The sequence below is a fragment of the Brevibacillus brevis NBRC 100599 genome (genome assembly GCF_000010165.1).
GTDB classification, from domain to species: domain Bacteria; phylum Bacillota; class Bacilli; order Brevibacillales; family Brevibacillaceae; genus Brevibacillus; species Brevibacillus brevis_D.
On the sequence record NC_012491.1, the window covers coordinates 3320769 to 3333293 of the forward strand.

Sequence of the window (12525 nt, forward strand, 5' to 3'; positions counted from 1 at the left end):
TATCTCCCGTAGGGTAAACAGTGCAAGCGGTTAGGCAGGTCTCCTGGCTTTTGGATCATCGCTCCATTTTCACCTTCCCGATCCTCATGATCAGTGGCCTTCTTTCGCAAATGGAACTCTCTCATTACAGTGGCGGGACCGCGTCGGATTCTCACCGACTTCCCTATTAAGTCTACCAAATCTGGCTGGTAAACACCTTACCGCATCAATATGTAGTTGGTAAAACTTACTTTACCTCAATATATCGTAGGAGTCAAGCTCAGTATGGGCTCTTTTCGAAAACTAACTATTCTCCTTTTTCGGCTATTGCCAATCTCTGGTTCTCGTTCATATAATAGATTTTGTGCGTGTTGGTTAGCCTTGGAGAGATTGGAGAGTCGCCCTCATGAAAAGCACCGACTATCAACCTGTCGTCATACCTCGTTCATACCGTAGAATCATGACTTATCAAGAGCGTGACTATCACATTTTCGTAAGTATACCTGCATCCCCCTCCGGAATCAGGCTTTCCCGTCATATATTTGCTAGATGGCAACTCTGTTTTTGCCACTATGACCGAAGCGATACGGATACAATCACGTGGCCCTGAACGAACTGGCGTGTATCCTGCTATCGTCGTCGGGATAGGCTATCCAACAGACGATCCATACCATCCTGCCCGTTTCTATGATTACACGTATGAGGTTCCCGCCTCAGAGCTTCCTGGCAGCCCAAAAGGAGCCGAGTGGCCACAGATGGGGGGAGCCGAGCAGTTCCTAACCTTTTTAGAGGAGGAGCTCAAGCCTAGCATCGAAAACGACTTCCCCATCGATCGGACCCAGCAAGCGATTTTGGGACATTCGCTAGGCGGCTTATTTGTCTTGCATGTGCTACTATCGAGACCACACGCGTTCCAGCGGTATATTGCCGGTAGTCCCTCTATCCACTGGAATGAGAGCGTGCTGCTTGCAAAGGAAAGTCAATTGCCGAGCCTGCTGACAGATGACCTCGACGTCCATGCGCTTCTCACGATCGGCGAGTTGGAAAACGATGGGCGATTCTTGGTCAAAGAAAAATCGCTGGCGATGATCGAACGATTGTCCTCAAGGACTCAGATTCGCCACGAAAAAAACTGCCCGCTACTAACAACGGGCAGTTTTTGTTTTTCATGATTCGCTTACTGTAGAGATAACACTTTGGTGATTTGGGGCAGCTCTTCGATGGCAGATACAATCGTTGGTGTAATCTCTTCATCAGTCACAGAGATAAGCAGGGCATTCTTCCCTTTTTGCTCGCGGGATACATTCAACTTGGAAACATTGATTTGATACTCGGCCAGTTTTCGTGAGACATCATAAATCACGCCTGGATAATCGATATGGCGAACCAACAATCCGTGGGCCCCTGGAGGTATGCGACACGCGCAGTAATTGATTTCACTGATGTACACTTCTCTCCAATCTTGCGCAAAGGTGTACTTGTTCGCTCCTACACGCAAAATCGCCAAATGATTCGCATATTCGCCAGAGCTGTGTTGGACAGGAATCTTTGTCCCGAGTCCTTCCACTAGCAATGTTGCGATTTCCTCTTTATTTTCATGAGCAAGAATACTTAATTGTGCACCCGCTAACTCTGGCTCGAGTCTTCGAATCAGTTCAGCCAGTTCACGCAATCCAGCATATTGGGTCATGTGATGCCTTCACTCTCCCAGTCAGGTTTATCCTCGTTATTACGGCAGAATCCACGCTTCCGGCTCTTTCTTGATGGAGGATTCGTTATCAGCACGATACCAAGCCGTCAACGTTTGCCCATCTTTCGTAAAGTAGATACGGTAGATGGTATTGCCTTTTCCGCTGTTGGTAAAAGGACTTTCATCCATCGGTACCGCTGTCACTCCACCCGCGTTTACAACCCCGCCGTTCTCCTTGATGACGTTTTGGATCGTCGCCATATGCTCTTTACCCATGGAGGCCATCCCGAAATAAGAGATGATCGCCAAGAGAACTGCTCCCGCCAAAAATGAAACGATAATCACTTTTGATTTTTTCGTAGCATCCACCGAGTGCTTCCCCCGTCTATCTTAGTTCTCTTTATCGACTAAGCGTACCTTGTCAATCGTACCTCCACCCAAGCACACTTCCCCATTGTAGAAGACGACAGCCTGACCAGGTGTCACTGCTTTTTGCGGTTGATCAAATACAACTTCTACGTTGCCATCCTCCAGCAGGTGAACGGTTACTCCCTGATCTGGCTGACGATAACGGAATTTTGCTGTACAAGTAAACGTTTCGGATGGTTTCTTATCACTCACCCAGCTCACGTTGGTCGCCAAGAGACTCTTCGAGTACAGACGGATATGATCAGAGCCTTCGCCAACGATCAGGGCATTCCGTTCCAGATCCTTGTCTACAACAAACCAAGGCTGCCCGCTTGTGCCATGACCTCCGCCTATCCCTAAGCCTTGTCGTTGGCCCAATGTATAGTACATCAGCCCGTCGTGCGTACCGATGACTGCTCCATCTACGGTCTCGATATTTCCTTGTTTGGCTGGCAAATAGTTTTGCAGGAACTCGCGGAAGTTGCGCTCCCCAATAAAGCAGATCCCTGTACTGTCCTTCTTTTTCGCTGTATAGAGTCCTGCTTTTTCCGCGATCTCCCTTACTTGCGGTTTCGGGAGATGACCAATCGGGAACATCGTTTTGGAAAGCTGTTCTTGGCCCAATACATTCAAGAAGTAAGTCTGGTCCTTGTTGTTGTCAGCGCCACGAATCAGCTTGTACTCGCCATCGATGTACTTAACCTGCGCGTAATGGCCGGTAGCAATATAATCCGCCCCCAGATCCATGACCTTGGCAAGAAGCTCGCCGAACTTGATTTCACGGTTGCACATGACATCCGGATTCGGTGTACGGCCTCGTTTATATTCATCCAAAAAATACTGGAATACCTTGTCCATGTATTCTTTTTCAAAGTTTACCGTGTAATATGGAATGCCGATCTGTTCACAGACGCGCCGGACATCCTGGAAGTCTTCTTCCGCCGTGCAGTGGCCGAATTCATCGGTATCATCCCAGTTTTTCATGAAGATGCCGATGACGTCATATCCCTGTTGCTTAAGCAGGTAAGCCGTCACGGAGGAGTCGACTCCGCCGGACATGCCGACAACGACGCGTGTATCTTCTGGTCGCTTCATAAGTCTTTCTCCTCTTATTCAATTTGTACCATTACAGATTACCATGTTTCGCAAAACAAATCATGTTTTGTTGCACTTTTGCCCGATAGAATGAAAAAACGCCTGACGCGTAGTTGGCGCCAGACGTTTGGTAGCAAGGTTATGCCTGCGTAGATTCATCCTTGATTTCCGCGCGATATCCCTCGATGCTTTCTTCACGACGATGATTCTTAGCCTCGAGGTTTGCTTTTTCCTCTGCAGAAATCTCTCCAGCATGAGCCGTCAGGTAATCTTCGGACTCACGAATGTTCTCTTCCGTATTGGAAATCATCTGTTGCAGCTTTTCTGCGTTGTCAGAACGGTCATCCGGCTTCGCCATAATCGATACGCCTCCTACAAAGGGTTATATTCAACACCTTTACCATTGTGCGCCAATCATGGTTTCTTTATGTACCCGTGCTATAATAGAAGAAACGGATTAAACGAAAAAGAGGGTTTCACCTATGGCTTCCTTAGATTTGTTGGAAAGAAAGCTGCTTCGGATCATCTCTGATACCGATCCCGTCCGCCTGAAACGACAATGGGTGAAGGGGCAGAAGGTACCTGAATCCGAAGTGGAACAGCGCATGCGAATCGATCTTCTCTTGCGCAGACTCGAAAAGCTACCTGAGGCCAAGCGTCAAGAAGTGCTTGCGCTACTCAAATGGTTTAAATGGTAGAGATTAGCGGATGGACGTTCCCAGACGCCACTGGCCGTCTATCCGATTCATTTGCTTTATATCCACGATCGCCTCTTGATTCAGCGGTCCATAGATGTGCGGATACAGCAATCCATCCTTCGCAGCCTCGTATTTGACTTCCGAAGTCGTTTTCGTTTCATCGACAACGAGTACATACAACTCCTCGTCAAACTGTGCGTAGACGCGGTTTGCTACCTTTTCAAGCAGCTCGTCCCCTTTTGTCGCGTGAATAAAGCCTTCTTGCTCGTAATCGCGCGGTAAGTAGTGATCCTTGTCCATCCACTTTTCCCAGTATGTTTTTGGTACCATGCAGTAAATGATAGAGTCTTGCATGCTTCTCCCCCACATTCGATTATTTTTTGGGCATTGCTTTGTTCAGGTGACGCATAGCTTTATCATAGAACATCTGCTCCATTTGCCCCTGATCGTATCGCCATTGAACGAAGTTACGCAGAGAGTGCAAATCCACCCAGGCATCCTTCGCTTGCGGATTGCGGTCAGGTATCTCTCCCGTTATTTCACCATCGTAGACAAGCTTCGCCATCTCAGTTGGGTGCATGCCGATTTGATAAGCGATTTGATGTAAAGCTATTTTCATGGAACCTCCCCTTGCTCTTCAAGGATACATCTTATCTTCCGTCTATTGTGCCAGTCTTTTCGAATGATGCCAAGCCCCTGGCCCTACTCCCAAAGCAAGTACCTTCCTCCCTTGCGTTTTGCTACAATGAACAGAGCATTTTAAGGAAGGGGTGGTATTCCATCATGTCAAAACAACGAAATCAACCTCGAAAGAAGAAATGGTTCCAACGAAAACGCATCTGGATTCCTCTTCTTTTCATCGCACTCCTGTTTCTGGGTAACAGCTCTTATCTTGCAAAAGAGCCAGAAGGCGAGCCTTTTTTACTTGCTCACCGGGGAATGGCGCAAACCTTTCATATGGAGAACATCACCAACGGAACTTGTACGGCGGAACGGATTTATCCACCGGAGCATCCGCACCTGGAAAATACAATTCCGTCCATGCAGGCGGCTTTTGATGCAGGCGCGGACGTTGTTGAGCTCGATGTACAGTGGACCAAAGACAATCGATTCGCCGTGTTTCATGACTGGACGCTTGACTGTCGGACAAATGGTACTGGTGTCACGAGAGATTATACCTTGGCCGAATTACAACAGCTCGACATTGGCTACCATTATACAGCCGATGAAGGGAAAACCTTCCCCTTCCGTGGAAAAGGGATTGGCATGATGCCTTCGCTCGATGATGTGCTACAAACATTCCCTAATCACTCGCTGCTTATCCATATCAAAAGCAATGACCCACTCGAGGGGAAAGCGTTGGCGGATGTTTTGGCGACCTTGCCTGCAAAACGACTGGCACAGCTCTCTGTTTATGGCGGTGACGAGCCAATCGAGACATTGAAACAACAACTGCCCCAGCTGCGTGTGATGTCAATCGCGACAATGAAAAGCTGCCTGATCCCGTACATCGCTGCAGGTTGGTCCGGATATGTACCACAAGCCTGTGCACATACCCAACTACATATTCCTGATCAGATTGCCCCATGGCTCTGGGGTTGGCCGAATCGGTTCATGGCAAGAATGGAAGCAAAAGACACCCGCGTGATCCTAGTCGCAGGTAGTGGAGAGGTGTCACAAGGCTTTGATGTCCCGAATGATTTAAAACGGGTGCCTGAAAGCTTTACAGGAGGAATATGGACGAACCGGATCGATCTGATCGGTCCAGCTTTTCACGAAAACGTAGAAAAATAATGAAACGGTTCTTTAACATATTCGTATATACTTATACGGTATACACTTCCAACCTAACTAGGAGTGATTGATATGCTCAAGAAGCTTTTAAAAAATTTACTCGGTAATCACTCATCTTCGCATAAGCACCGGAAATACAGCAGCAGCGATTACAAGCATCGCAGAAAGTACAGCTCCAGCAATCGGTACGGACATTCCCATTACGGCAGCTCTCATTATAAAAGAAAGCGCTCCAGCCGTAGCTTCTTCAGCAGTTAAACAATTGTTTAACAAATGATTAGACAGCAAAACTCCGCTTATGCTAGCGGAGTTTTTTCATTTAACGAGACATGATTTCTACGAAACGATCTAGTGGCAATGCATGTACGGTTCTGTTTTTCTGGCCTTGTATCGTTTCCGCCATCAACATGGAGTTCAGGATCGCTTCCTTGACCCCTTCGATCGCTGCTTCAAACAGTGCATCCAGTTGTTCGGACGGAAACATTTTCACTGTGCTCATTTGCTCGTCGCCATATGAATAGCAATTTCCTGTGGAAAAGGTCAGAAAGAAATCACCGCTGCCCTCCTCACCAATCGCGCCGAGTTGTGCCATCGCGAGTGAGGCTCGCTTGGAAATGCGCTTGCATTGAGTCGGCAAGAGAGGCGCGTCTGTCGCAATTGTGACTAAGAAAGAACCATCATTTTCAGGTGTTACCCAAGGCAAAGGAACTTCATTCTCGGAAATCAGCTGGCCCACGGGAATACCATTCACGTTGAAATCCTGTCTTCTGCCAAAATTCGTCTGCACCAATGCCCCGATAGTAAAAGTGCCACATTCAGTCTCGACGATACGTGAAGAGGTTCCGATTCCGCCCTTGAATTCGAAGCAGATCATCCCGGTACCTCCGCCCACATTGCCTTCCTCGACATGTCCTGTACGAGCCTCTACAATCGCTTCTTCCAAATCCTCATACTGAATCTGCGTCTTTTCGAGATCACTTAACCAACCATCCCATGTCTCCGCGACGATTCCGTTAGAAAACGGTTCAAGTCCCTCGATTTTTCTCGTCGCACGAGCAAGATGATGATGTGCCAACCCTAGCAGATGGCTTCCCGTAAATACGATGGGTGTCACCAGCGTACCCGTCTCTTCTATCCAGTGACTTCCCGTAAACTCTCCCGTACCGTTAAAGGAGAAAAAACCAGCAGGAAAATGCTGCCCCTCCAAATGTCCGTCGTTGGGAACGATCACCGTGACACCCGAACAAACGTCTTCCTTGTTAATTGTTTTGTGTCCGACCCTCACTCCTTTTACATCCGTAATTGCATTATACGCACCTGGGATCCCCGTCCCAATCAATACACCACATTCTCTCGCTCGTTTTCTCGTCATGTTACGCTCCTGTCATTTTTGAATCTTCCCATCATAATGGTGTTGTAGTAATTGCCATCGGAAAGAACTTTGTCGTTTTTGAGTACCCCTTCGATTTCAAAACCAAACCGTTTGTACAGCTCAATTGCCTTCTCATTCGTTTCCATTACATTCAACGTCATTTTAGTAATGTGGTTGGCGTCTGCCCAGGCAACCGATTCTTGCAAGAGATTCTTCCCGATGCCATAACCCCAGAAATCTTGTGATACGCATACACCAAACTCTACTTTGTGCGCAAATCTGTTTAAGTAAACACCTGCACATCTGGAAAACCCGACAATTCGCTCTTGAACAACAGCCACTAAAAACAAATTTCTTGGGCTCTCTGCATCCGTTTTGATGATGCCTTCGAATCCTTTCACATCGATGAAAGCCTCTCCTCTTTCTCTGTCCAAATTTTCAGTCTCCCCATCGATTTGCAGCCGAAGGTCCGACAACTGTTGTGCATCTGTTTCCATTGCAGAGCGAATCGTGTAGGATAACCCGTTCACAGAAAGTAGTTGCTGGCTGATTATCATCATTTTTCTCCTATTGGTAAAATTTCGGTCTTTTATTTTATCATAGGTAGAAGTCTTTGTGAATCTTCTCTCTTCCTAAAGAGAAGGAAACTACATTTAGTTTACATAACATTTATTATGTTCACTTATACGTCAACCTGTGGATATGCTACAATAAGGAAAAGGAGCGTGCTCGCATGAATTTTTCTAAATCATTTTACTATACGGTCAACCATTCCAAGGTAGAAGAATATAAGAAGATGCTCGATCTAATGAAAATCCCCTACATCGTGGAAGCACCGATCGTTTTGCTGAATCAAGGAGCGAATGAATACTCCTTCGTTTTTCCTAACATGTCAGGTCGTCTTTATGGAATGGTGAGCAAGTTGTTTCAAGCGGATGCGAAACCATATCCGAAGAAAGGTACATAAGAAAAAAAGACCCAATCATTGGGTCAAAAAAGGAAGTGGAGAGAATGCAGTCGATTTTCATGTAAGGTCTCCGTACGTACACCTATGCATGTACATTGATAATTTTCTCCATCTCGATCCATTGACTCCCCGTTTGGTTCGCTAATTGAACACGTCTCGCCTTCGGGTCTACCCATTTGACCACACCCCACATGCTGCATGTATTCCCTCGCTCCCCCTCAAAGGACACACACCAGCTCACATTTAAGGGATAATTCTCTCTACCCGAATCTCGTAGCATGTACATAAATGCCTCTCTTTCTTCGTGCGTTACTTCAAGATTGCCGTTAGCCACGCTTTTCCACCCGCCTACTTACGAACATTTACATCCAAATCCTCATCTTGTGTGGGAAATTGTACTTACATTATAGCGAATGCGAACATAAGTTCTCAACTCTTTTTTTAGCCACTCCTATCGCCGTGTAAGTAGGTAGCTCAGGTTGTACCAAGAAAAAAGCCGTTTTCCCAGTGGCTTTGGAAAACGGCTCTTCCTTTTAGCTTGATAGTTCCTGTGGTTGAGGTTGCGGTCTTTTCTCGACCAGCTCCAAAAACTTTCCGAAGGTAGAAGCGAGTATTTGCTGAAAAAGCATACCGAGAACAACTGGGAGAGCAACAGGCGCCGGAAAGTACGTGATCGCCATTACTGCCCCTGCACTAATGTTTCGCATTCCACTGTTAAAGGTTAACGTGACAATCACATCGCGCTCCCACCCGAACAGCTTTGCGATCCCCCACCCCATCAAATAACCCAAAATGGCTACTACCAGTACGAGGACAGCCATTCCCACCAGTTTAGCGTCCATCATATGAAAGTAAGACGAAACCATCGAGCTGTTGATCGCGACAACAACACCCATTCCCATCTTCGAAAATGGCGCTAGTTTTGGTGCCAACGTTTTTTTGACGTTCCCTTTTGACAAATGATTGAGCAGCATACCAACTAACGACGGCAACACGATCATATAAAATAAACCCTTCATCAGTTCTGCCAAATCCATCTCGACGGTTGCCCCTAAAAACAAGGACATCCCCAACGGAACAATCAATGGAGAGAGCATCGTATCCAACAATATAATGGATAGCGTCAGGGCGATGTTCCCGAAATAAATCGATGACCACAAAAAGCTCGTGATCCCTGTGGGAATTAAGGCCGCCAGCAAAAAGCCCGTGATGACATGGATATCATCTGGATAAAACAACCGAGCCATTGACCAGGCAACAAGCGGCATAAGTGCATGAAGAATCAACAAGTTGACAATTAAAGGGAGTGGTCTGGTCAGTACCTTTGCAAATTCTTTAAATCCTGAACCCAGACTGCCAGTAAATGTCATGAAGGCAAACACCCAAGGAGACAAAAAAGCAAACGGTTGCAAATGTGTCCCGGCTATTACGCCAATAGCAACACTACTCGGCGTTAGTATGGGCATGATTTTCTCAAGAAATCGATTCAGTTTGGCTAACCCATTCATTTAATACACCTCAAGTCTTGTCCTTTGATGCTAGTGATGTGAGGTATGTTATCATGAACGGATTATTGTTACAAGACCAAAGTTCATTATTAGATTGTATACACATCATTTTATTCGCATCTTCACCTTGCATACTTTCGCGCATGGGAGTAAAGCCTATGACGGAAAGGAGGTATTTTATGAACGGAATGGATTGGGTAGAATTTATCCGAAAAACCGAAGATAAGATGTATCACCTCCATCGAGCGATAGATGGAATCTGTAATGATCCCGACTATAAGGAATCCATTACGACCTTGACGGAAGTGGTAAGAGATTATCAAGTCCTTGTGGAAAAAGCCAAGGGTGAATTACGCGGCATTGATCTCCATCGAGATCGAGAGCGCGCTCATCATTACGATCGTGATCACTACTAGCTGATATAGACTCCCAGTCAGGGAGTCCTTCTTTGTTCATTGATCACAGAACCTTCCTTTTCTATTCATCATTCTGTCAAATCAAATGACAAAAACCTCACTCTACCCATGCAGTGTGTGAGGTTTGGGAAATGGACTAGCCCTTCATCTTCTTTTCAATTTCTTTTAAGGATTTCTTCTTCTGGCATGCCTCTTTTACATCGGTTGGCCACCGTTCGTCACTCAACCTTTGCAAATCTTTTAACAATCGCTTGTCAGCTGTCACATGAATATTGGCATCTGGGAAGGCCTCTTTTAATTTCTTTCCGACTTCTTTTTGAATCGATTCCAGCTTGAGCCGATTAAAATTCGTTACTTGAATAGCCACATCGAGCTCTTTATCGATTTGCACAACCACGATTTTGTCTATGCCCTTCACGCTAGCCGTAATCGATCTCGCTCGCTCTTCCCATTGATAATGTCTCACGGGAACAGGCATGCACAACGGCTCCGCTTCCGCTTTTTGCTTCGTTTCTGTACCAGATTTCTTCGTTTCCGTACCAGATTGCTTTGTACATCCCGTTACGGTTAAAGCAAAAGCAAGTGTCAGCACCACGAAAGTTGCGCGCACACAAAACACCTCCTGACCAAAATCACCTGTTACTAGCTTGACCTTGAACGGAGGAAGTATGTAAAAAAAAAGCGGTGACTCCTCTGCATAATTTGAGTCACCGCGGACCCCAAGAACATTTCAAGTCCTATGTACAAGGATATTAAAAATCGCATCGAAACGCGATAGGAGATAACTGGATATGAATCGGAACAAAAAAAATCCCAACCAACAAAAAGTGGTTGGGGCGTACGGGGTAGTACGCGTATGTCATACGTGAATGATATAATCATATAGGACTTGTTTTCTGTTGACAACGAACAATAATAGGTACATTTACCTATAGATGGAACAAAAAAATGGCGCCGACTTAGACTGCCTCAATTAGTCGGACGCGTAAAAAGAATCCCCAAGGTTGGATTATACTAGCTAGCTTGGATTACTTTTCTATTATCATGAAAATTCAGCGTTCACGCTATGCGAAAATAATGGTAACAGGTGAAAATCTTACCTATAAAGCTTGATCGACCATACAATCCCTCCGCTGAAGTGTGTTAATTGTTACAAAAAAGCCAGCCAGAAGTTGCTAATCGTGTTATGATATCCCTGTAAATTCTTGAGGAGTTGAGATCATGAATAGAGAGCAATGGACAGCGGTCGATCACTATTTTACGGATAAACTACTGGAAGCCGATTCCGTTCTAGACACAGTTCTTCAAGAGAACGCAGCTGCAGGTCTTCCAGCTATTGATGTAGCACCCAATCAAGGTAAATTCCTTCATCTGTTAGCACGGATTCAAGGCGCTCGTTCGATTTTGGAAATTGGCACTCTCGGTGGATACAGTACCATCTGGCTAGCCCGCGCACTTCCTGCGGACGGTCGTCTCATTACTCTTGAATATGATCCAAAGCATGCAGAAGTTGCACAATCGAACATTACCCGCGCAGGACTGGATCAGATCGTAGAAGTGAAGGTCGGACTTGCCCTTGATTCTCTCATCCAACTGCACAAAGAAAATCAGGGACCTTTTGATCTTATTTTTATCGATGCAGATAAAAAAGGAAACCCCGACTATTTCCAATGGGCATTAAAGCTCTCTCGCAAAGGTACTGTGATTATCACGGATAACGTTGTACGAAGTGGTCAAGTCGTGGACGAAACAAGCACGGATCCCAATATTGTCGGCGTACGTCAATTCACCGATTTGGTAGCTGAAGAAAAGCGTGTTAGTGGAACCGTTGTACAGACAGTTGGCAGCAAGGGCTATGATGGCTTTGCGATCATGCTTGTCACTGAGGAGAACTAGTTTTTTCACTTTCAAAGGTTGTAACGAGTAGGAGTGTGTACATCTTGTTTAGGCTTGATTTACCTAGCATTATGCTCATCGCTAATGTCATTTTGGTTCTCACGGTACTGTCGTTGATTATCAAAGTGTTGGTGAAGAGAGAGTAGCTGATGTAATTGGAGGTGCTTTTCCTTGGAGCCATTATGTGATCAGTCCCTTACTTTGCGAGAAGTAACAGAGGCAGATCTCCCTATATTTTTCACCCAGCAATTGGACAAATCCGCACATGAGATGGCTGCTTTTACTGTCAAGGACCCAGAAGATAGGGACGGTTTCATCGCTCATTGGACGAGGATTTTGAACAATGATTCGATTGTGAAAAGAGCTATTCTCTTGAATGGGCAGATTGTTGGTAATGTTTCGTGCTTTGAGCTGTTTGGCTTACCTACGATTGGATACTGGATAGACAAAAGCTTTTGGGGCAAAGGAATCGCGACAAATGCACTTACTCTCTTTTTAGAGGACCTCGGACTACGTCCTGTATATGCGCGTGTCGCCCATGACAACATCGGATCCATTCGTGTGTTAGAAAAAAACGGTTTTCAGCCTTTCGGTATCGATCGGGCATATTCGGAAGCACGAAGCGAAGAAGTGGAAGAACTCATTCTGATCAAACACACATGAGGTTCGAAGCGCTTACCGTGAGCGCTTCCCTTCTTTATA

General features: G+C 45.9%; 19 protein-coding genes and 1 riboswitch. Of the genes, 8 read left to right on the top strand and 11 right to left on the bottom strand.

Annotated features, from left to right (window positions below; genetic code table 11):
• Positions 1 to 15: 15 nt before the first annotated feature.
• A riboswitch (cobalamin riboswitch) is annotated at positions 16 to 215 on the bottom strand.
• A 336-nt stretch (positions 216 to 551) separates the two neighbouring features.
• Complete coding sequence (locus BBR47_RS15840; RefSeq protein WP_231850485.1) at positions 552 to 1151, top strand: alpha/beta hydrolase; 600 nt, start codon at positions 552 to 554, stop codon at positions 1149 to 1151.
• Between the two features lie 5 nt (positions 1152 to 1156).
• Here BBR47_RS15840 and BBR47_RS15845 read toward each other — a convergent pair whose 3' ends face one another.
• From BBR47_RS15845 to tlp, 4 genes are all read right to left on the bottom strand, one after another.
• On the bottom strand, positions 1157 to 1669 hold the full coding sequence (locus tag BBR47_RS15845) for an ACT domain-containing protein (protein ID WP_015891430.1): 513 nt from the start codon (positions 1667 to 1669) through the stop codon (positions 1157 to 1159).
• Between the two features lie 39 nt (positions 1670 to 1708).
• On the bottom strand, positions 1709 to 2038 hold the full coding sequence (locus tag BBR47_RS15850) for a hypothetical protein (RefSeq protein ID WP_015891431.1): 330 nt from the start codon (positions 2036 to 2038) through the stop codon (positions 1709 to 1711).
• A gap of 21 nt (positions 2039 to 2059) precedes the next feature.
• Complete coding sequence (gene mnmA / locus BBR47_RS15855) at positions 2060 to 3172, bottom strand: tRNA 2-thiouridine(34) synthase MnmA (RefSeq protein ID WP_015891432.1); 1113 nt, start codon at positions 3170 to 3172, stop codon at positions 2060 to 2062.
• 139 nt (positions 3173 to 3311) lie between these two features.
• Positions 3312 to 3530 carry a small acid-soluble spore protein Tlp gene (gene tlp / locus BBR47_RS15860; RefSeq protein WP_015891433.1) on the bottom strand — a complete coding sequence of 73 codons (219 nt, stop codon included), beginning with the start codon at positions 3528 to 3530 and terminating at the stop codon, positions 3312 to 3314.
• Between the two features lie 124 nt (positions 3531 to 3654).
• Here tlp and BBR47_RS15865 point away from each other — a divergent pair, with 124 nt between their 5' ends.
• A complete protein-coding gene (locus tag BBR47_RS15865; protein ID WP_015891434.1) occupies positions 3655 to 3870 on the top strand; it encodes a hypothetical protein in 216 nt (71 codons plus the stop codon).
• Between the two features lie 3 nt (positions 3871 to 3873).
• Here BBR47_RS15865 and BBR47_RS15870 read toward each other — a convergent pair whose 3' ends face one another.
• Both BBR47_RS15870 and BBR47_RS15875 read right to left on the bottom strand, forming a co-directional pair.
• The gene (locus BBR47_RS15870) at positions 3874 to 4224 is read right to left on the bottom strand and encodes a DUF952 domain-containing protein (RefSeq protein WP_015891435.1); all 351 of its coding nucleotides are present in this window, start codon (positions 4222 to 4224) and stop codon (positions 3874 to 3876) included.
• A gap of 19 nt (positions 4225 to 4243) precedes the next feature.
• A complete protein-coding gene (locus BBR47_RS15875; protein ID WP_015891436.1) occupies positions 4244 to 4489 on the bottom strand; it encodes a hypothetical protein in 246 nt (81 codons plus the stop codon).
• Positions 4490 to 4653: 164 nt separating this feature from the next.
• On the opposite strand from BBR47_RS15875, the gene BBR47_RS15880 reads away from it, so the two are divergent.
• Together BBR47_RS15880 and BBR47_RS30385 are read left to right on the top strand one after the other, a co-directional pair.
• Complete coding sequence (locus BBR47_RS15880) at positions 4654 to 5664, top strand: glycerophosphodiester phosphodiesterase family protein (RefSeq protein WP_015891437.1); 1011 nt, start codon at positions 4654 to 4656, stop codon at positions 5662 to 5664.
• 72 nt (positions 5665 to 5736) lie between these two features.
• Positions 5737 to 5922 (top strand): hypothetical protein, encoded by a 186-nt coding sequence (locus tag BBR47_RS30385; protein ID WP_015891438.1) that lies wholly within the window; start codon positions 5737 to 5739, stop codon positions 5920 to 5922.
• Between the two features lie 61 nt (positions 5923 to 5983).
• On the opposite strand, the gene BBR47_RS15885 is transcribed toward BBR47_RS30385, so the two are convergent.
• Both BBR47_RS15885 and BBR47_RS15890 read right to left on the bottom strand, forming a co-directional pair.
• Positions 5984 to 7036, bottom strand: coding sequence for a P1 family peptidase (locus BBR47_RS15885; RefSeq protein ID WP_015891439.1), 1053 nt, complete (start codon positions 7034 to 7036; stop codon positions 5984 to 5986).
• The gene (locus tag BBR47_RS15890; RefSeq protein WP_015891440.1) at positions 7033 to 7593 is read right to left on the bottom strand and encodes a GNAT family N-acetyltransferase; all 561 of its coding nucleotides are present in this window, start codon (positions 7591 to 7593) and stop codon (positions 7033 to 7035) included. The genes BBR47_RS15885 and BBR47_RS15890 overlap by 4 nt, the downstream gene beginning before the upstream one ends.
• Before the next feature lie 176 nt (positions 7594 to 7769).
• Between BBR47_RS15890 and BBR47_RS15895 the strand changes: the two genes are divergently transcribed.
• A complete protein-coding gene (locus BBR47_RS15895) occupies positions 7770 to 8003 on the top strand; it encodes a hypothetical protein (RefSeq protein ID WP_015891441.1) in 234 nt (77 codons plus the stop codon).
• Positions 8004 to 8085: 82 nt separating this feature from the next.
• On the opposite strand, the gene BBR47_RS15900 is transcribed toward BBR47_RS15895, so the two are convergent.
• Both BBR47_RS15900 and BBR47_RS15905 read right to left on the bottom strand, forming a co-directional pair.
• Positions 8086 to 8337, bottom strand: a complete 252-nt coding sequence (locus tag BBR47_RS15900) for a hypothetical protein (protein WP_015891442.1) — start codon at positions 8335 to 8337, stop codon at positions 8086 to 8088.
• A gap of 199 nt (positions 8338 to 8536) precedes the next feature.
• Positions 8537 to 9511 (bottom strand): bile acid:sodium symporter family protein, encoded by a 975-nt coding sequence (locus BBR47_RS15905; RefSeq protein ID WP_015891443.1) that lies wholly within the window; start codon positions 9509 to 9511, stop codon positions 8537 to 8539.
• A gap of 179 nt (positions 9512 to 9690) precedes the next feature.
• On the opposite strand from BBR47_RS15905, the gene BBR47_RS15910 reads away from it, so the two are divergent.
• A complete protein-coding gene (locus tag BBR47_RS15910; protein ID WP_016743588.1) occupies positions 9691 to 9927 on the top strand; it encodes a hypothetical protein in 237 nt (78 codons plus the stop codon).
• 136 nt (positions 9928 to 10063) lie between these two features.
• Here the strand turns inward: BBR47_RS15910 and BBR47_RS15915 are convergent, their stop codons facing one another.
• Positions 10064 to 10537: a YhcN/YlaJ family sporulation lipoprotein gene (locus tag BBR47_RS15915; protein ID WP_015891445.1), complete on the bottom strand. Its 474-nt coding sequence runs from the start codon at positions 10535 to 10537 to the stop codon at positions 10064 to 10066.
• 611 nt (positions 10538 to 11148) lie between these two features.
• On the opposite strand from BBR47_RS15915, the gene BBR47_RS15920 reads away from it, so the two are divergent.
• Both BBR47_RS15920 and BBR47_RS15925 read left to right on the top strand, forming a co-directional pair.
• Positions 11149 to 11823 (top strand): O-methyltransferase, encoded by a 675-nt coding sequence (locus tag BBR47_RS15920; RefSeq protein ID WP_015891446.1) that lies wholly within the window; start codon positions 11149 to 11151, stop codon positions 11821 to 11823.
• Positions 11824 to 11994: 171 nt separating this feature from the next.
• Entirely contained in the window at positions 11995 to 12486 is a 492-nt protein-coding gene (locus tag BBR47_RS15925; RefSeq protein ID WP_015891448.1) for a GNAT family N-acetyltransferase, read from the top strand.
• The last annotated feature ends 39 nt before the right edge of the window (positions 12487 to 12525 follow it).